This is a genomic window from Acinetobacter towneri, assembly GCF_017498585.1.
Classification (GTDB): Bacteria; Pseudomonadota; Gammaproteobacteria; order Pseudomonadales; family Moraxellaceae; genus Acinetobacter; species Acinetobacter towneri.
On sequence record NZ_CP071766.1, the window covers coordinates 1,984,997 to 2,004,329 of the forward strand.

Annotated in this window: 17 protein-coding genes; 6 read left to right on the forward strand and 11 right to left on the reverse strand. The window is 41.6% G+C overall.

What is annotated here, in order from left to right; translation table 11 throughout:
• Positions 1 to 11 precede the first annotated feature (11 nt).
• A complete protein-coding gene (locus tag J4G44_RS09635) occupies positions 12 to 2,813 on the reverse strand; it encodes an autotransporter assembly complex protein TamA (RefSeq protein ID WP_207973591.1) in 2,802 nt (933 codons plus the stop codon).
• A gap of 172 nt (positions 2,814 to 2,985) precedes the next feature.
• On the opposite strand from J4G44_RS09635, the gene J4G44_RS09640 reads away from it, so the two are divergent.
• Both J4G44_RS09640 and coq7 read left to right on the forward strand, forming a co-directional pair.
• On the forward strand, positions 2,986 to 4,305 hold the full coding sequence (locus tag J4G44_RS09640; protein ID WP_207973592.1) for an MFS transporter: 1,320 nt from the start codon (positions 2,986 to 2,988) through the stop codon (positions 4,303 to 4,305).
• Positions 4,306 to 4,309: 4 nt separating this feature from the next.
• A complete protein-coding gene (gene coq7 / locus J4G44_RS09645; protein ID WP_004973212.1) occupies positions 4,310 to 4,945 on the forward strand; it encodes a 2-polyprenyl-3-methyl-6-methoxy-1,4-benzoquinone monooxygenase in 636 nt (211 codons plus the stop codon).
• Between the two features lie 315 nt (positions 4,946 to 5,260).
• Here coq7 and J4G44_RS09650 read toward each other — a convergent pair whose 3' ends face one another.
• The 8 genes from J4G44_RS09650 to J4G44_RS09685 form a co-directional block, all read right to left on the reverse strand.
• On the reverse strand, positions 5,261 to 5,698 hold the full coding sequence (locus J4G44_RS09650; RefSeq protein ID WP_178318661.1) for a 2-amino-4-hydroxy-6-hydroxymethyldihydropteridine diphosphokinase: 438 nt from the start codon (positions 5,696 to 5,698) through the stop codon (positions 5,261 to 5,263).
• Positions 5,655 to 6,035, reverse strand: a complete 381-nt coding sequence (folB, locus tag J4G44_RS09655; protein ID WP_004973210.1) for a dihydroneopterin aldolase — start codon at positions 6,033 to 6,035, stop codon at positions 5,655 to 5,657. Before folB ends, J4G44_RS09650 begins: the two co-directional genes overlap by 44 nt.
• 152 nt (positions 6,036 to 6,187) lie before the next feature.
• Positions 6,188 to 7,486 carry an ABC1 kinase family protein gene (locus tag J4G44_RS09660; RefSeq protein WP_178865885.1) on the reverse strand — a complete coding sequence of 433 codons (1,299 nt, stop codon included), beginning with the start codon at positions 7,484 to 7,486 and terminating at the stop codon, positions 6,188 to 6,190.
• 58 nt (positions 7,487 to 7,544) lie between these two features.
• Complete coding sequence (locus J4G44_RS09665) at positions 7,545 to 8,273, reverse strand: HesA/MoeB/ThiF family protein (RefSeq protein WP_180158740.1); 729 nt, start codon at positions 8,271 to 8,273, stop codon at positions 7,545 to 7,547.
• A gap of 164 nt (positions 8,274 to 8,437) precedes the next feature.
• Positions 8,438 to 9,148 carry a hypothetical protein gene (locus tag J4G44_RS09670; RefSeq protein WP_180158711.1) on the reverse strand — a complete coding sequence of 237 codons (711 nt, stop codon included), beginning with the start codon at positions 9,146 to 9,148 and terminating at the stop codon, positions 8,438 to 8,440.
• Between the two features lie 255 nt (positions 9,149 to 9,403).
• Positions 9,404 to 11,050, reverse strand: a complete 1,647-nt coding sequence (locus J4G44_RS09675; protein ID WP_004973204.1) for an AMP-binding protein — start codon at positions 11,048 to 11,050, stop codon at positions 9,404 to 9,406.
• Between the two features lie 276 nt (positions 11,051 to 11,326).
• Positions 11,327 to 12,463 (reverse strand): acyl-CoA dehydrogenase family protein, encoded by a 1,137-nt coding sequence (locus tag J4G44_RS09680; RefSeq protein WP_004973203.1) that lies wholly within the window; start codon positions 12,461 to 12,463, stop codon positions 11,327 to 11,329.
• 148 nt (positions 12,464 to 12,611) lie between these two features.
• Entirely contained in the window at positions 12,612 to 13,382 is a 771-nt protein-coding gene (locus J4G44_RS09685) for a 3-hydroxyacyl-CoA dehydrogenase (protein ID WP_004973201.1), read from the reverse strand.
• Between the two features lie 142 nt (positions 13,383 to 13,524).
• On the opposite strand from J4G44_RS09685, the gene J4G44_RS09690 reads away from it, so the two are divergent.
• The 3 genes from J4G44_RS09690 (at position 13,525) to J4G44_RS09700 (ending at position 16,276) form a co-directional block, all read left to right on the forward strand.
• Positions 13,525 to 14,550: an AraC family transcriptional regulator gene (locus J4G44_RS09690; protein ID WP_178865887.1), complete on the forward strand. Its 1,026-nt coding sequence runs from the start codon at positions 13,525 to 13,527 to the stop codon at positions 14,548 to 14,550.
• Between the two features lie 260 nt (positions 14,551 to 14,810).
• Complete coding sequence (locus J4G44_RS09695; RefSeq protein ID WP_180158712.1) at positions 14,811 to 15,161, forward strand: hypothetical protein; 351 nt, start codon at positions 14,811 to 14,813, stop codon at positions 15,159 to 15,161.
• 203 nt (positions 15,162 to 15,364) lie between these two features.
• Positions 15,365 to 16,276, forward strand: a complete 912-nt coding sequence (locus tag J4G44_RS09700; RefSeq protein WP_004973196.1) for a bestrophin family protein — start codon at positions 15,365 to 15,367, stop codon at positions 16,274 to 16,276.
• 114 nt (positions 16,277 to 16,390) lie between these two features.
• Here J4G44_RS09700 and prmC read toward each other — a convergent pair whose 3' ends face one another.
• Entirely contained in the window at positions 16,391 to 17,221 is an 831-nt protein-coding gene (gene prmC / locus J4G44_RS09705) for a peptide chain release factor N(5)-glutamine methyltransferase (RefSeq protein WP_167846066.1), read from the reverse strand.
• On the reverse strand, positions 17,221 to 18,309 hold the full coding sequence (gene prfA, locus J4G44_RS09710; protein ID WP_004973192.1) for a peptide chain release factor 1: 1,089 nt from the start codon (positions 18,307 to 18,309) through the stop codon (positions 17,221 to 17,223). The genes prmC and prfA overlap by 1 nt, the downstream gene beginning before the upstream one ends.
• 386 nt (positions 18,310 to 18,695) lie before the next feature.
• Here prfA and J4G44_RS09715 point away from each other — a divergent pair, with 386 nt between their 5' ends.
• Positions 18,696 to 19,121 carry a glycine zipper domain-containing protein gene (locus J4G44_RS09715; RefSeq protein ID WP_004973189.1) on the forward strand — a complete coding sequence of 142 codons (426 nt, stop codon included), beginning with the start codon at positions 18,696 to 18,698 and terminating at the stop codon, positions 19,119 to 19,121.
• Positions 19,122 to 19,333: the final 212 nt, after the last annotated feature.

The window sequence follows — 19,333 nt, forward strand, 5'->3', positions numbered from 1 at the left end:
AAGTCTTAAATTTATAGTTGAGAGCCAATAAAGAAATGTAAACGGATTGGATGATTGTCATCTGAAATGCCAGAAGCTACATCTATCCGAATTGGACCAATCGGTGATGCCCAACGTACCCCTAAACCTACGCTATATTCGGTGTCGTTGCTAAAGTCTTTATCGTAAGCATTACCAAAATCACTAAATACAGCTGCGCGCCAACCCTCTTTAAATTGATAATTATATTCTAATGAACCCACTGCCAAAGCCTGACCACCAATTTTAAAGCCTTCGATTTGTGGTGATAAAGACTTGTAGTCAAAGCCACGTAAAGACTGGTCGCCACCGGTAAAATAACGCAAGTTATACGGCACTTTATTAAAATCTTCGGTGAAGATATAACCTAAGTCACTACGCCCGACAAACTGATGGTCGTCATTTTCACCCAATGAATATATAAAACGCCAACCTGCATTCAGAATGGCTAAATCTGCATCACTGAGCAGTGATTCACTTCCTAGTTCTACTTTATAAATTTGACGGAAACCCTTGCTTGGATTAACACGACGGTTGCTGTCAGTACGTGAAACTTCATAGCCAAGCAATAACGATTGTTGCTCGACGTCACCATTGGCAATAAACGCATCAGGTTTAGTTAAAAACACAGTGCCATCTTCGGTCAAGCGATCTAGTCGATAACGTAAACCAAAAGTATGTTGCCAACTGCCCATTGGTTTTTTAATCACACGGTCAACACCTGCAACCGCAGATTCAATCATCAAGCCGCCACCTTGTGCAACATCGTCACGTTCTTCACGCTCATAACCGCCAACCAACGCAACATAATCATTCAGTGGATGGTTATAAGGAATGTTATAGCGTCCATCAATAGCTTGACGAATTTGCGAAAGCTCCAAGTTAGCATCGAAAGAGTGACCACGTTTATTGACAATGGCACGGCGATATTGCCCACGCAAACGCACGCCTGTGTCAGTTCCAAAACCTGCACCGACTTCGGCACTATTTAAGCGGTCTGCATTTAAAGTCACAATCACAGGAATTTTTTTGTCGATACGTGCCTGTTGTTTTAAGCGTTCTTCTTCTGATTGTTTGTCTTCTTGCTGTGCTTGTAGCATGTGCAGCTTATCGTTGCTCGCACCTTCTTCTGTGCCTGCAAACTCAGCTTCATTCACCACAGATTGCGTCACTTCCTGAGATGACACCACCCGTTTTTGATCGACGACTGTGGCATCGTAAACAGAGAGTTTTTGTTGATCGACCAAAGCCTGAATATCAGGCGGTAATTCCAAAGGATACTCGACAGGATCAGGGCGAATTGTATCAACCAAGGTGTAGTTAAAATAACGCGAGTTGGTGAGGTTGTTGGCCAAACCATTCACACGCCAAAAAGTATAGTCAGCATTGTCCTGCCAAGTGACCATACTTTGCAGAATATCCATATCCAAAGGGAATTCTTGATTTGGATCGCTCATACGAAATTCAACATTTCCGAGTTTATAACGCTCGCCTGTTTCATAACGTAAATTGATATCGGCTGTATTTTGAGGTTGAGCGACTTTAACGTCATGCAAACGCCAGTAACTGTCAAAATAACCGTTATCTGAAGCGGCATCGGTAATTCGTTTTTTGGTTTGCTCATACAAACCATGATTAAACACATCATCTACTTCTTGATCAGGCAAGACACCAATAACCTGAAATTGTGCCTCGTATTGTCCTTCACCTGTAAATTCAATATTTTGCTGTTTAATCGCCACAGGTGGATTTGGCACAACCTGCACACGCACGCGGCTATCACTGAGTTTTTCAAACTTAAACTCGGCATTATAAAAACCCACCGCCTGCGCAGCCTGATTTGACAACGTACGCAGTTGCGGCAATGCCGATGGAAAATCTGCAAAAGATTCCTGGGTAAAACTGGAAAGTTTGGCCTTAATATTGGCACTTAAATGATCCACCGCTGTACGATAAGCATCGGGCGACACTTCTCCAATTGAGTTTTGTGTACCATTGGCGCCATTTGCGGTAATGACTACATCTGCACTAATACGCGGCACTTTGGCTGTGTTTAGCTCACGCGGTGGACGGACTTTATACAGTAAACGTCTGAAAAAACCGGGTTTATCGGCATTTTCGACCTGCGTCATCCAGCCCAATTCAGTCATTAAGGTATCGTTAGGATTGGCTTCCACTACAAAATTACTGTCTGCCTGAATATTGGTTATGAGCTGATCGACATTTACAGGCGCTTGATCAATTTGCAGTAGCTCCTGCTGTGTTGCGTCTTGAACCAACGTTTCTGGCACTTGACCATTGCGGTCTAGCATCGCTTCTTGTTTGGCTTGTTCTGCCACCTGAAAAATTTCATTGGCAAGCCCCTGATCTACAGGTGCAATGGGTAAATCTTCTAAGTCTTCAAATTCGATAGGCTGAAATTCAGCAAAAGATGCCCCTGCCTGTTGTTGCTGTTGCAGCATTTCTAGACTATTAAATTCAGGTGTTTGCGCTTGCTCTAAAGCTTCTTCTATTTTTTGTAGATCTTGGGCACTGTCTTTACCTTGTGCTGCTGCCAGTTGTTTAATTTCTTCAGCTAAATTTTGTGCTTCTTCTGTAGTTGGAGTCTGCAGTGATGTAGGATTTTCAGCGAGTTGGGTGTTGGAGTTAGATACCTTAAGACTTTCTGCAAAACTTGAGGATGCAACTAAACCTAAAAACAGACTTAGTCCGAGCTTTTTCGGCATATTCCAGCATAAAATTGCATGCATACTGGAACACAGTACTGATTTTTTAAAGTTTGTATTTACAAGCATAAAAAACTCTAAACTGATTTAATTTTTTGGATAAACCCCAATCAACCCACGTATAAACACTATTTGTTCGATTTTTTCATTAGTGAAATACTTGAAACATCATACATGATTTTCTGTACAATTATATCAAGTGGTCACATTTCTTAATAAAACTAAACGAAGTTAATCACGCATGAAAAAAAATGAACATTTGTTAAAGAGTCGTCGCTTTTTGCCGATGTTTCTCACTCAATTTTTTGGCGCACTCAATGATAATGTGTATAAACAAGCGCTGCTTTTGGTCTTTACCTATGGCTGGATTAGCCAACAATCTGCAAATGTCAGCACCCTGAACAATTTGGCAGCCCTGCTGTTTATTTTGCCCTATTTCATTTTTTCTGCCACCGCAGGACAATTGGCAGACAAGTATGAACGCGCTCAATTGGTACGTGCCATCAAACTGCTTGAAATTATCATCATGCTGATTGGTACCGTTGGTTTTATTTTAGGAAATTTGTGGCTGTTGCTGATGGCCTTGTTTTTAATGGGTGCACAATCGACCTTTTTTGGCCCAATCAAATATGCCATTTTGCCTGAAGTACTCAAACCGCATGAACTGATGTCAGGCAATGCAATTTTCCAGTCAGGTACATCCATTGCAATTTTATTGGGGATGATTTTAGGCGGTGCAGTGATTTCGGTATCTGCAGGCAATTTAGTCTGGATTAGCTTAACTGTGGTGATTATTGCACTAATTGGTTATGCTTCAAGTCGTTTTGTGCTGACGCAGCGCGTCACGGCACCCGACATTCAAATTGACTGGAATTTTTTCCGTACCAGTTTCCAGACTTTTAAATATGCCAAAAGCCTGCCGATGATTTTTCTAATATTATTGGGCAATTCTTGGTATTGGTTTTATGGGGCAACGTATTTAACCCAAATTCCACAGCTCACTCAACAAAACTTGCATGCTTCTGAAAATGTAGTGAGTTTATTACTGACACTCTTTTCTGTCGGTATTGGCGTAGGTTCTTTGCTCTGCCGTAAAATAGGCGGTACAGACGTTAATATTAAAATGGTGCCTATTGGCGCAGTCGGTTTAACCGTCTTTGCTTTTTATTTGGCAGGCGCATTGGCTTTTGTACCAGAAAAAACAGGTGCGCTATTGGGCTTAGCCGAAGTCTTTCAGCAAGACTGGAGTTATTATCATGTCATGTGCGCAGTCACTTTACTCGGCATTAGTGGCGGTTTTTACATTGTACCCTTATATGCCATGATGCAAGCCTATTCCCCTCGCTCGCACCGCGCACGTGTGGTCGCAGCCAACAATATTTTAAATGCGGTATTTATGGTGTCATCTGCCATTTTTTCGATTTTAATTTTAAGCATTTTAAAAATTGATTTAAAAATTTTATTTAGTATTACGGCTGTTTTAAGTGCTGTTTTCACCTTTTGGCTCTTGTTAAAGCTCAAGCCAATGTTAGATACTGCACAGGACTCTTTGGAGGATTAATTTCATGCGTCATTACACAGGCATCGACAAGTTTATTCATTCATTTGACCAAGCCTTGCGTAGTTTAGTACCTGGCACAACTTCGGCTCAACGTGAAAACCCAGGCAATACGGTTGAAACCAAATTGGCAGTGAGTGAAGCACGTCATGTTGCAGGCTTAATGCGAGTAAACCATAGTGGTGAAGTCTGTGCACAAGCCTTATATCACGGTCAGGCTTTAACTGCGAAATTGCCCAATGTACGTCGTGAAATGGAACAGGCTGCAATTGAAGAACAAGACCATTTGGCGTGGTGCGAAGACCGCTTAAAAGAGTTAGACAGTCACACCAGTTTGCTTAATCCTGTATGGTATGGCTTGTCTTTTGGGATGGGTGCAATTGCAGGTATTGCGGGCGATAAATACAGTTTGGGTTTTGTGGCAGAAACTGAACGTCAAGTCAGCTTGCATTTAGAACATCATATTAGCCAATTGCCTGAACAAGATGATCGTTCACGTAAAATTCTAGTCCAAATGAATGAAGATGAATTGCATCATCGCGATACGGCGCTCAAAGCAGGTGGTGTAGATTTGCCTGTACCTGTACGTTTGACCATGACTGCGATTTCCAAGCTCATGACCAAGACCAGTTATTATATTTAATGAATTGATAACACTTAAACGCTCACAATTGTGGGCGTTTTTTTATGTCATTGGAATAGAAAACATCTCGATTAAAACGATCAAAAAATAACAGAGAAAGAGCCGATCTTGAGTTATCCCAAGATTTATCCGCAGATTTTGTGGATATTTTTTAAGTGCAAAGCCGTATAAATACAGAAAAATATTGTTTTTGATGGTTTTTCATACAAATATATCAGAAAGATATGACACGGTGATGTTAACCGAAACGAGATCACAGATCACAGCCAAAATTTAAAGATGTGTAGTACGAATCTACCCCTTTTATTGGCTGATTTATTCTTCACAACTCACAATTGGGTAGTCATGCTCTGGATGCACAAAAGCCTCATCTTGCCAAATATCCCACATTGGAATTTTAACATCTAAAGCCAGTGGCAGTTTTTTCGGATTGAATTGCATTTGAGCTAAATTTTCACCCCACGCAATAATATCAATATCCAGCGGAATATCATGCGATGGACGCACACGCCCTGCTGCAACTTCCAATTCCTTAAGGATGACGTTTAGATGCTCAAAGCTTAAACGGCTTTTTAGCAAACAAGCAGAATTCCAATAGTCTGCACCAATTCCATCACGGCATGGAATCAGATAAATGTGCGAAAAATGCACTTCACCCAATGCAGCAATTTGCTGATAGGCATTTTTAAACTGACGCGGTGCTTCGCAGTTACTCGCCAGAGCGAGGGCAAAAATCGTTTCGGTGGCGTTCAAGACGAATTCCTACAGAATTGGCTTCTGGAATAATGGCAGGTTTGCGAATGGTGATGGTAATGGATTCAATGGCGGCAAAAGTCGTAAAAAGTGCATCCAATACCAATTGTGCGGCATGCTCAATCAATTTGGGCGCAGCCTGCTGAATCACTTGCGCTGAAATGCTGCAAATTTCTGCATAATTGAGCGTGTCTTGCAACTCATCTGAAGCTGCAGCTTGGCTTAAATTGGTGGCAATAATCAAATCCAACATAAGCGGTTGTTGAATCTGACGCTCCCATGCAAAACAGCCGACGACTGTTTCTACCTTTAAGCCTTCAATGATAATTGCATCCATGACCACACTCTATATTTCATTTTAAATCCTTCTATCTCTGTCTATTGAAAGGGATATTTGCCGTATTTTAAAGCCACACTGAACTCATAAAACAAAAGATCGGTGGCTTTAAAATATGCAACCAGAAGGCTTGATTCGCCCAATATGGATAATTAATGCTTTAACAACAAATTCGGATCAATACTTTGTACCATCTGCAGTCGTTGATCGGCATAAATATCGGTATAAGGTGCTAAAACGCGCATGAAACGGTCAAAGTACAACATTTGCTTGAACAGTAAAGCAAAGTCACGTGGGAAACGAATCCCATGACGCTCACCCACAGCAACCATATCAAGCATGATGTCATTTAAATCTGCAGGGTTAGAAGTCAGCAATTCTTGAGGATCAGCCAGCAATACGCCACTAAATAAACGCTCTAAATCTGCTGCCAAAACCTGAGTATCAATTTGCGTGTCAGTCATGCCCATTTTGAGCATATTTTCCGCCATAAGCGTGTAGTTGGTATTTTGTAGAGCATCCATAAAAGCCATACATGCAGTCCACACTTCAGGATTCAGCTGTCCAACAATACCAAAATCAATAAAGCCGACACGCCCATCTTCAAGCAACATCAGGTTGCCTGCGTGTAAATCGGCATGGAAACTGTTACACATCATCAAGCTACCAAACCATGTATTCATGGCAGTAATCAACACTTGCGATGGATCGTTAGATACTTGTTTCACCACGTCAAAATCGGTCAAAGGTACGCCATACAAACGCTGCATGGTCAATACGCGACGGGTGGAATATTGATGATAGACCTTAGGTGCAGTGGCTTTTGTATTTTGGGTTAAATTCAGATAATTAATAAAATCATCTAGGTTACGTGCTTCTTCAATAAAGTCGACTTCACGCACCATACGGGTTTTGATTTCTTCGACAATATCGGCCAATGACGCAAATTTGACTTTGGGCACAGCTTTTTCGAGCAGTTTAGTCGCCCAGTGCAAGACGTTTAAATCGGTATAGAGAATAGTTTCTACCCCCGGTTTTTGCACTTTAATCACCACATCTTCTCCACTTACCAATTTTGCAGCATGCACTTGTGCGATAGATGCTGAAGCTAAAGGCTTTTCATCTATTGAGGCAAATATTTCATCTAAATTGCGCCCTGCAAATTCAGATGCCAATACTTGCTGCACATAGCTAAACGGTAAAGTTGGAGTTTGGTCTAAACAACCTTGAAACTCTTCGACATATTCACGCGGGAACAATGACGGTGTACTGGCAATAAACTGCCCAAGTTTAATGTAGGTTGAACCTAAAGATTCAAATGTTTCGCGCATGAGTTTGGCATTACTTGGCTTTTCAGTGGCATATTTAATGCCTGCTTTGGCTGCCACTACGGCAGTTTCACCCATGCGAGCAACTGAACGTAAACCATCTAACCAGATATTATTTTTCATCATGTCTGAGTCATATTAAAGTAGTGAGAGTTTAACAAAAAATTGCCAAGTAAAAAGGCTATCTTGCCTGACAAACTGGACAGTTGTGGTCTTGATCAAACGACAATAAGCGTTGTTTCATGCTTAAACCATCCCAAAGTAATAGCTTTTGTTTCAGCGCGGTGTTGCCTAAACCCAAGTACAATAAGGCATGATGCGCTTGTAAACTGGCCATGACGTTGGGAGTGGTTGCCAATACGCCACTGTCAGCGCAGCGCAAACTTTCATTGGCATGTTGTTCTTTCGGGAACAGACATTCATAGCAAGCAGAATCACCTTCGACCATGAACATTTGCCCTTGAAAACCAATGGCAGAGGCACTGAGTAAAGGTACATTCAATTGTCGGCAATATTGATTGACCAAATATCGGGTACTGAAATTATCACAACCATCTAAAACTAGGTCTTGTTGGGCAACTAAAGTGCCTGCATTTTGCGCATCTAACAGCGTGGTTAAACAAACAATCTCGATATAAGGATTAATTTGCATTAATCTTTTTGCGAGAATTTCGGCCTTATAAAAGCCTAAATCTGTGGGGGTATAGGCGATTTGTCGTTGCAAATTACTGGTTTCAATCACATCGGCATCAATCAGGGTGATTTTACCTACGCCTGCACGTGCCAGTAATTCTGCGCTAAAACAGCCAATCCCGCCACAACCCACAATGAGTACATTGGCAAGTTTTAATTTTTCTTGTGCTTCAATATCCCAGCCATCCAATAAAATTTGTCGGCTATATAGATGCATTTCTGCATCGCTCAATTCCAACTGAGTATCGAATATGCTTTCCAAGAAAATGCCCTATTCTGCAAAACCAAAACGCCAAGTATAACGGGTATTCAAAGCAAACCGCCATGACGGCGGTTGAATTGTTGCGTATTTGAACAGATGGGAGATGTGCAGCGACTTGCTTAAAAATGCATTCGCATGCCTACGTTATAAGTGACACCATCGGCATCGCCAATATATTCATTATAATAGGCAATTCCACCATTCCAGTAACATGCTGTATTCCCGACTTTGTCTGAGGTTGTCCCATCTTTACAGGTGGTATTCGAGGTACTGTCATATAACCATTTATAACCTGCAGTGGCGTAAATCGAGAAATCAGGAACAAAGTTCAAACCGACTTCTACACCCACAGGTAAAGTGACAAAATTGACATCATTGGCAAGCAGCTTTGAACTTGCGCCGCTATAACCCAAACCTGCGTATGTATTTAGATAAAAACCATAATAGCTGATCAGGTTTAAATTCCCGCCCATATTAAATTCGTAATAATCCAAATCATATTCATTGTTTTTTAAGAATTCCAATCTGCCATAAAAACCTGAGCGATGTGGCGTGGTAGAAACACCTAAGGCAAAACCATCTAGTTCTACTGTATCGCCACTGTCAAAATCTGCTTCAAAATTGGCGTATTCGGCAAAGACTGCATAATTTTTTTGTGGCGTTTTTGCTGCTGGATAGCTGGAATAGGCTGTACTTTCAGCAGTTGGCGCTGGGTTCCAGTTTTGTGCATAACTGCCAGAGGCACACAACAGTAAAGCTGCGCCCATCCATATCGACTTCGTAAATATCCGCTTTGACGGCTGCGTGAAATTTAAATGAGCTGTTACCATGATGTTCTCCCCCAATATGTATTGCGCTGCCTACATGCTTTTATCGTAATCGAAGTACATGCAGCCTTGTTCATTGTGTCAGCATAAAGTTGAAAATATCACATCACCAATATGATGCACACATTTTCTATCGATTGAGTTCGTGCTTGCATAATCGGGTGGTTTAAATAAAGAATACAGATTTAAAAAAACGCCAATCTGTATGAATGGCGTTTTTCTTATGGCGCAATAATTAACAGGGCCTATTGGCTGAATTTAGCTCACTTTTTTAAAAGCATTTTGTTTTGCAATTTCTTGTTGCTTCAATAAATTACGCTGAATTTTTCCACTGGATGTTTTAGGCAAACTGCTGACAAATTCAATTTCTTTAGGATAGGCATGTTTCGATAAGCGTGAACGCACATACTGTTGCAGCTTTTCCTGCAATGCAGTGCTTGGTTGATATTGATTTTTTAACACCACAAAGGCTTTTACCACTTCTGTACGCTCTGGGTCTGGCTTACCAATTACTGCGGATTCAAGCACTTCCTCACATTCAAGCAAAGTACTTTCTACATCAAAAGGCCCGACACGATAACCCGAAGTTGTAATGACATCGTCTGCACGACCAATAAAATCAATCCCACCAAATTCATTTAAACGTACCGTATCACCCGTTAAATAATACTGTCCCACAAATGATTTACGGTCATCCCCATCGTAACCTTTGAACCACATTAAAGGCGATTGTGATTCATCCAGTGCAAGTGTGCCAATTTCGCCGTGAGCGACTTCCTGATGCTGTGCATTTAAAACCGCGAAACGATGTCCGGGAATAGCATAACCCGCAGAACCTACTTTTTTCTGATGTTCCAGTGCATGATGATTGGCAATCACCATCCCCAATTCGGTTTGTCCATATTGATCATAAATATTGACTTGTAAATCATGCTTAAACCAATGAATCACTTCTGGTGTGAGCGGCTCGCCTGCACTGCTAACCACACGCAGATGTCGTTGAATATCACCATCAAACTTTTCTTTAAAACCAAAGAACATTCTAAATGCGGTTGGTGAACCTGTTAAATTACTCACCTGATATTTACGGATAATTTCCAGTGCATGATCAACACTAAATGGACGTTCATCCATAATAATGCTATGCCCCAAACTCAGTGGCCCTGTAATACCGTAATACAAGCCATAAGCCCAACCAGGGTCGGCTAAATTCCAAAATGAATCTTCTGCTCTTAAATCGACTGCATGCTGCATATAACCTTTAAATGCCACAATGGCTTTTAAAGGCACAGGTACAGATTTAGCTAAACCCGTAGTGCCTGATGTAAACATCATCAGAAAATCATCTTGAAAACTGCGATACACGGTTTCAAAGTAAGTGTCTTGAGTGCTTAGAACTTGCCAAAAATCTGTATCATGGTTTTGAGCTTGATTTGCTGCGTCCACAGTTAAAATTTTCACATTAGACAAGGCATTTAGTTTTGGACGCTGCTCAGTATTGGTCACAATGAGCTGCGTCTTTGCAGTTTGAATACGGTGCTCAATCGCTTTAGATTCAAAGGCTGTAAATAAAGGCTGATACACTGCCCCAATGCGCCATGTGGCAAAAACCGTAATTAACAATTCAGGCGTACGCGGCAATAATCCTGCAATACAATCACCTGCTTTTAAGCCCAGTTGAGTAAAATAATTTGCCAATTTTCCAGATGCTTCTGCCAGTTGATCAAATGTCCACGATGCAGTTTGACCGTGTTTGCCTTCCCAAATTAAGGCAGTTTGTTGAGTACCCGTATAGCGTCCGCAACATTCTTCATAGGCATTAAGTGCCGTTGGCGTTCCTGCCAATTGGGTTTGAATCAGTTGCTCAATATCAAACTGTTGATATGCCTCTTGCAAAGTTTTCATTCTTTTAAGCTCCGTCTTAAACTGATGACACTGCAATTCATTTGCAGCAATATGCGTTATTGTTTTAACCGTTTTTACAAGTTAGGATTGAATCGCTCTTTAAAATTTAAATTAGGTTTGCTGTGTTGAAGTCGATCATGCAACGCAATCACGACATGATCTTCGCGTATTTTTCAATCAAGTTAGCTAAACATGATTTGAACATTTTCTCAATTTCCACATCCTGCAATAACCTTGCAAGCTTTGGACACCGACTAAAGTTTTAGATACTCAGCTTTAACGCTTAGTCACTTCACGTGCAATCACCAAACGCTGAATATCGGATGCACCTTCATAAATTTGGCTAACGCGCACATCGCGGTAAATACGTTCAACTGGGAAATCAGATACATAGCCATAGCCCCCATGTATTTGAATCGCATCTGAACACACACGCTCTGCCATGGTTGAAGCAAAAAGCTTGGCCATAGATGCTTCTTTTAAACACGGTAAGCCTGCATCTTTGAGGCTTGCGGCATGTAGAATAAGCTGTCGTGCAGCTTCAATCTGTGTTGCCATATCTGCCAAGCGAAACGCGACTGCCTGATGTTGCACAATTTCAACTCCAAAAGCTTTACGCTCATTGGCATAGTCCACGGCTGCATCTAAAGCTGCTCGCGCCATACCCACCGATTGCGCGGCAATACCAATACGCCCCGACTCTAAATTAGAGAGTGCAATTTTGTAGCCTTCACCTTCTTGCCCCAATAGGTTTTCTGCAGGAATACGGCAGTTTTCCAACACGATGGTGGCGGTATCGGAACAGTGCTGTCCCATTTTGTCTTCTAAACGTGCCACGATATAACCTGGTGTGTTCGTCGGGACTAAAAAGCAGGAAATGCCTTTTTTACCCGCAGTTTTGTCCGTTACAGCAAAAACTAAAGCAACATCTGCATATTTGCCTGTGGTGATAAACTGCTTGGTGCCATTTAAAACCCAATCCTCGCCATCTTTTTCAGCTTTACATTCAATCGCGCTGGCATCAGAGCCGACTTGTGGTTCAGTTAAACAAAAGCAGCCTAACCATTCGCCTGTTGCCAGTTTAGTTAAATATTTTTGTTTTTGCGCCTCTGTGCCGTAGCGTTGTGTAATTCCGCATGGCAATGAGTTTTGCACACTCACAATCGTTGAAATTGCACCATCACCCGCAGCAATTTCTTCTAAGGCTAAAACGAGAGATACATAATCTAAACCTGCACCGCCCCATTCTTCTGCAACGGTCATGCCCAAAGCACCTAGCTCACCCAGTTCTTTTAACTCCTTTGCAGGGAATTCAGCAGTTTTATCACGTGCCGCTGCAGTTGGTTTAAGCTTTTCCTGTGCATAACTGCGCAGCATATCCTGAATCATTTTTTGTTCATGGCTTAAAATCATGGTGACCCTCTGTGTATATGGTAGATGTTGTTTTTGTCAGGAATGCGCGCAACATCCTTGTGCTGTATTGCAACGGTTTTTTAGTATCCAGTTTTTCAATACTTGAATTTTTGCTTAGGCTATTTTATGGATATAGCATCGTCATAACTTATTTCGGTTGCATACGAATTGCGCCATCCAAACGAATCACTTCACCGTTTAAATAACCATTTTCAAAAATATGACCCACCAATTGCGCAAATTCTTCAGGCTTTGCCAAACGTGGTGGAAATGGCACCATTTGCCCTAAAGCATCTTGCACATGCTGTGGAAATGCTTTCAGCATCGGGGTTTCCATAATACCGGGGGCAATCGTCATCACCCGAATGGCTTCACGTGCCAATTCACGTGCCAAAGGCAGCGTCATCCCCACAATTGCACCTTTCGATGCAGAATACGCACTTTGTCCAATCTGCCCATCAAATGCTGCAACCGAAGCAGTATTCACAATCACACCACGCTCTTCTTCATCGGCGGCTAAGTCATATTTCGCCATCAGTTGTGCCGCAAAACGGATCATATTAAAACTGCCCGTGACATTAATATTCAGCACTTTTTGGAACATTGCCAAATCATGCAAACCATCACGTCCCAAGACTTTAGCAGACGGTGCAATGCCTGCACAATTCACCAAGCCATTTAACTGTCCGTATTTTTGCTCAATATGGTTAAAAAGCTGCTGTACTTGGTTTTCATCGGTCACGTCTACAGCTACGAAGTCTGCATTTTCGCCCAATTGCTGTTGAAGCTGCTGCCCAAGTTCTTGATTCATATCAACCAAAATAACTTTTGCACCTTGCGCAACTAAATGTTGTGCAGTCGCAGCGCCTAAACCCGATGCACCACCCGTGACCACACAGACTTTTCCTTGAATTTTCATTTTATTTTCCTTATAAATTTTCAGGTTGATACAACTTAAGAAACAGATTAATCACACTCAAGCTAGAGTACAATTTCCAAACCCTGCATCGACTATGATGTATTTGAACACTCAACTTGTAAATGGAATACCACGCCATCCCATGAATGCAACTCAGCTCACTTACAGCAAAGGTACAATTTCAATTGCTTTAGTCCATGAAGCTTTGCATACTGCACAGCAACGCGGTATGGATACGCATGCGATTTTGCAGACGGCGGGTATTCCTGCAGAGCTGTTACATTCCAACAAAGCGAGGGTGTCAATTCTGCAATATGGTCAATTGTGGATTGCACTGGCAGATGCCATGAACGATGAATTTTTTGGCATGGACAGCCATGCTATGCGTCGTGGCAGTTATCAACTCTTGTCTAAATGGGTGTACCAAGCAGAGCATTTAAAGGCCGCATTACAGGACATTTTAAATTTCTTTAATTTAATACTGGATGATTTTTCAGGTGAATTAAACGTAGATGGTGAATATGCAATCTTAACCATTCACGATAAAGATCAAGTGAAACCGATGTTTAGTTATGCCACTTATTTAATGCTGATTCATGGCTTGATGTGCTGGCTGACAGGACAACGTATCGCTATTTTAAACATGCAACTCAAATGTGCTGCCCCGCAGGATGATGCTGATTATCGTGTCCGTTTCTGTGATGAAATTGAATATGCGTGTACAGCGCATAAGATTTATTTTGAGGCAAAACATCTTGATTTAAAAATCAAGCAGGATAAAAAAAGTTGGAAACGCTTTTTAAAACAAACACCTTTTAACCTTTTGGTGCGTTATAAAAACCCACATGCGCTGAGTCATAAAATCCGTAAACAATTAATGCGATTGCCGCCGAGTGAGTGGTTAGAACTGAACGAATTAACCCAACATTTCAATATGTCTGAAGCGACGTTCCAACGGCGTTTAAAGCAGGAAGGCACCAGCTATCAGCAATTAAAAAATGAAATCCGTCGAGATACGGCAATTGAATTGTTGAGCAAAACCCAACAATCACTTCAGGAAATTAGCGATCAATTAAATTTCCATGATCCTAGCGCTTTTCATCGTGCCTTTAAAAAATGGACTGGGGTCAATCCTGGTGCATATCGACAATATACCGAAAGCTCATAATTGAAAGCTCATAATTGCGTGACTTATCACCTACTACTCAGCCACTATTTTGTGTATTTTACAAACAACTTAATTATAAAAGAAAACTCATCGCTGTGATTTCAAGGTTGAGCAGTGAACTGGACGTTCATCGGCACTGCATTGTCAAAGTATTAAATTTAGTTTACTTTTCAATCAATTTAAAGCATAAATTTTATGCAATTCGGCTGTCATACTCCCCCTGTAATATTAAATGTACGAGCATCTTTGGAGGTTTCCCCATGCTTAAGATGATGGATGTACTTGAACACAATCTAGTTCAAAATTTCTCTCACTCCCTCAACCAAGCTTCTGACCAATTAGATGAATTACTCAATCAAAGTATTCTAAATACCTCAGAAGAACAGTTACGCAATGTCATGTCTGCGTTTTTCAAACGTGAAGATGCACTTGAAGCAGCGCAAGCCCTAGATATTTGCCAAGAAGATTTACAATCTTTACAAGCAGGTTTAGCACTCAAAGATGAACACCTGTGCGATACCGCTAAAATTGTTGCACTATATTTAGCTTTAGAAACAGACAGTTTGGCACAAGTTGAAATTCCAGACTGTTTGCAAGATTACCCGATGTAAGCTAAAACTTTGAGCATTCAGTTGCTGAAAGTATTTAAAAAGTGATGTCTTCATGGCATCACTTTTTTATTGGCTGTTGCAATAATAAATAAGAAAAATTGACTTTAAGCCGCTTGCTGCTTTTTGAATCAAAAGCTAGCTATCATCTTGCCAAGCGTTGTTTGTCTATGAAACACTAAGGACAGCTTCAAGGATGCATCAAGATGATTATTCGCAATAAAAACAACAGTTTTACCCTACTGTTTGCATGGTATGGGACAATTTTACCCACGGTCTTACCTGCACTTGCAATTGTGGTCTTCCTTTCTACGGTCTTAGTGTATTTGTCTTCTCACCACTTTTTTCAAGTGCCGAGCGTACCAGCCATTGGCTTTACCATTTTCGGTATTATTTTGTCTATTTTCCTCAGTTTTAGAAATAACGCCAGTTATGAACGTTGGTGGGAAGGTCGAAAATTGTGGGGGACGTTAATTGCAACATCACGGCATATTTCACGTGACTCATACGTACTGCCAGATCAACAGCGTCGGGTCTTGATGTATCGGGTCATGTTGTTTAGTAATTTATTGCGTAACCGTTTACGCAATCAAAACCAACCTATCGATTTTTATCAAAACAAAGTCAACCTCACATCTGCAGATTATGAAGCATTATTTCCGCATATTAATGCCGCACAGTTTATTTTAGAAAGCATTCAAAAAGAGTTAGTCAGCGCACTGAAAACAGGTGAAATTTCCGATATTATTTATCAAGGCTTGAATCAACATATTGTTGAATTGGGTAATGTGCAAGCAGGTTGCGATCGAATTCTCAGCACACCCTTGCCTTTTTCTTATTCAGTCTTGTTGCACCGCACTGTGTATTGCTTCTGCTTTATTCTGCCTTTTAGTTTAGAAGCAAGTTTAGGAATCTGGACACCAATTTTGGTGGGTTTAATTGCCTATTTATTCTTAGGTTTAGATGCTCTCAGCGAACAACTTGAAGAACCTTTTGGCCTGCAAGACAATGATTTACCGCTCAACTCCATGGTGCGATTAATTGAACGGGAAATGCTGAGTTCACTTGGCGAAGAACTGCCACCTGCAATTTTGGCAGTGAAAGGCAACCTAAGCTGACATCAGTTGAGTTGAGGCTCATAAATTGGTCTTGCACTTAAACTTTGCTAATCATTCGTCTATGTTTGCAAGCTGATAAATAGATCTCACAAGATTTTTAACTGATATAACACATCAGCCAGCAAGCCATTGTGCTAAAGTCACCCGATCATTGCCTGCATAATCTTTGACTGTACGAATGTCAGAAAAACCGTGTTCTGCAAAAATCGCTTGCACTGCTAAAGCTTGGTCATAGCCATGCTCTAGTGCAATCCATCCATTTGCTTTCAGCCAGTGCTTACCCTGCGAAATAATCTGCAGAATATCTGCCAAACCCTGATCTGCTGCCACCAATGCACGTTCAGGCTCTGCTGCCAAAGCAGACATGTGTGCATCATTAGCATCTATATACGGCGGATTAGATACAATTAAATCAAAACGTGGCTCGGCTGCTGAACCCAATGCCTCAAACCATGCACCACGGGCAAATTGCACCTGATTTAAAGCATGCTTGCTTGCATTTTCTTGAGCAACTGCAAGCGTTGGCAGGTAAATATCGGTTGCGGTTACCTGCCAATCTGGACGTTCAGATGCTAAAGCCAAAGCAATCGCCCCTGTACCTGTGCCTAAATCGACAATTACAGCATCACGTTGTAATGACAAAGCCAACACAGTTTCGACCAAAACCTCGGTATCAGGACGTGGCACCAAAGTATCGTGCGTGACTTTTAAATCCAGTGTCCAAAATGGCTGTGAACCTGTGATATACGCCAAAGGCTCGCCTGCTGCTATACGTGCCAAAGCCTGCACATACATCTGCTCTTGCGCGGCACTCAATTCCTGATCTGCACGATATTTTAATTCAAGCGCACTGAGTCCTAAAAAATGCTCTAACAACCAAATATTTTCTTGACGCTCATAGCTATCGACTTCACCACGTAGCGCCAAGGCTTGCGCAATATTCATTAACCACCGTTTTGCTGAGCAAGCATCGCCAACTGATCTGCCTGATATTCACGATGCAGACTATCTAGTAGTTCAGTTAAATCACCTTCCATCACCGCATCCAACTTATATAAAGTCAGGTTAATACGATGATCTGTCATACGTCCTTGCGGATAGTTATAGGTACGAATACGCTCAGAACGGTCACCCGAACCCACCAAATCACGACGCATTTCTGAAGTTGCTGCATCTGCTGCAGCACGTTTGGCATTTTCCAAACGTGATGCCAACAACGCCATCGCTTTCGCTTTGTTTTTATGCTGTGAACGCTCTTCCTGACATTCCACCACAGTACCCGTCGGAATGTGGGTTATACGCACTGCAGAGTCGGTTTTGTTAACGTGCTGACCACCCGCACCCGAAGCACGATAGGTATCGATACGCAAATCGGCAGGGTTAATATCTACCGTGGTGTCTACATCTACTTCAGGTAAAATTGCCACAGTACACGCTGATGTATGCACACGACCTTGCGATTCAGTCGCAGGAACACGTTGCACACGATGCGCACCACTTTCAAACTTCAAACGGCCATACACGCCTTCGCCATTCACCAAGCAAATGACTTCTTTATATCCGCCGTGTTCACCTTCATTTTCAGATAAAATTTCGATTCTCCAGCCCTGACTTTCGGCATATTTGCTATACATGCGGAATAAGTCACCCGAGAAAATCGCGGCTTCATCGCCACCTGTCCCTGCGCGAATCTCCAAATAAGCCGAGTTGGCATCATTCGGGTCTTTTGGAATCATTAAAATATTTAAGTCAGCTTCAAGTTGCTGAATCAGCGCTTTATTGTCTTTAATTTCTTCTTGCGCCATTTCCTTAAAGTCAGGATCAGACAACATTGCTTCGGCTGTTTCAATATCGGCTTCGGCTTGTGTGTATTGTGACCACACTGCCGTAATTTCGTCTAAATCACTGTGTTCACGTGATAATTGACGAAAACGCTTGTTATCTGAAATCACTTCAACATCTGCCAACAAAGCAGTCAATTCTTCATGGCGGTCAGAAAGCTGATCTAATCGTAAACGTAACGATTCTTTCATTGTTTAAAAAATCTCAATGCAAAGGCTGTTACATGCAACACGCAGCACAGCGAAATAAAAAATTGCGCATAGTTTACCGATTCTACCACCCAAATAACATCATTATTAAGTCTGTACGATGTTTGAAATGCCTATCTGCAGATGTTCTAGCAGTATTTCTGCTTGATGATGCTGTGCATTGCGGTGAATGTACAACTCACCAAGTACCGCAATTAGCATCCGCATTTGGACATTTTTTTAGCAATTTTAATCAAACTCATACAAAGCCCACACCAAAGAACACCAATCTCGTCTGCACTCTCCACATTTTAAAAGCGGCGCTTTGTTAAATTGAGCCCATCAAAATTGATCATAAATAAGTCCTATAAATGGACATGGAGTTCAACATGAAACTTAATGCAATGTTAATGACAGCAGCTTTAGCCACAGCTTCAATGCTCAGTGCCAACGTTTATGCAGACAATACTACGCGCGTTGCCGCAGCCAGTGCTTTAGGCAGTGTTGCAGGTACAGCTATTGGTAAAAATATGGGTGGTACTACGGGTGCAACACTAGGCGCTGCCTTAGGCGGTGCTGGTGGTGCAGCAGTGGCGAGTGATAAGCGTCATCGTACTGAATCTGCAATTGGTGGTGCTTTGGGTGGTGGTGCGGGTTATACCGTAGGTAAAAATATGGGCGGTACCAATGGTGGTTATATTGGTTCAGCTTTAGGTGCAGCAGGTGGTGCAGCACTCGGCAATAAAATCTCGAAAGATAAAGAATATGACCGCTATCAAGAACGTAAATGGAAGAAAAAACGCAACCGTCGTTAATCTTGAACGATAGGCATAGAGCAGCAAAAAAGCATCAACACAGGTTTGATGCTTTTTTATAGGATTAATTTTTCTTCATATATCAGTTCAAAAAAACGACCATAATCAATATGAAGAAATTTAGCAGTGCAATTACAAAGTCTTTACCAAACTTTGCAGATTTACCTCATTGCCCTTCACGATCTTTGCCATCTGTTTCTATATCTTCATTA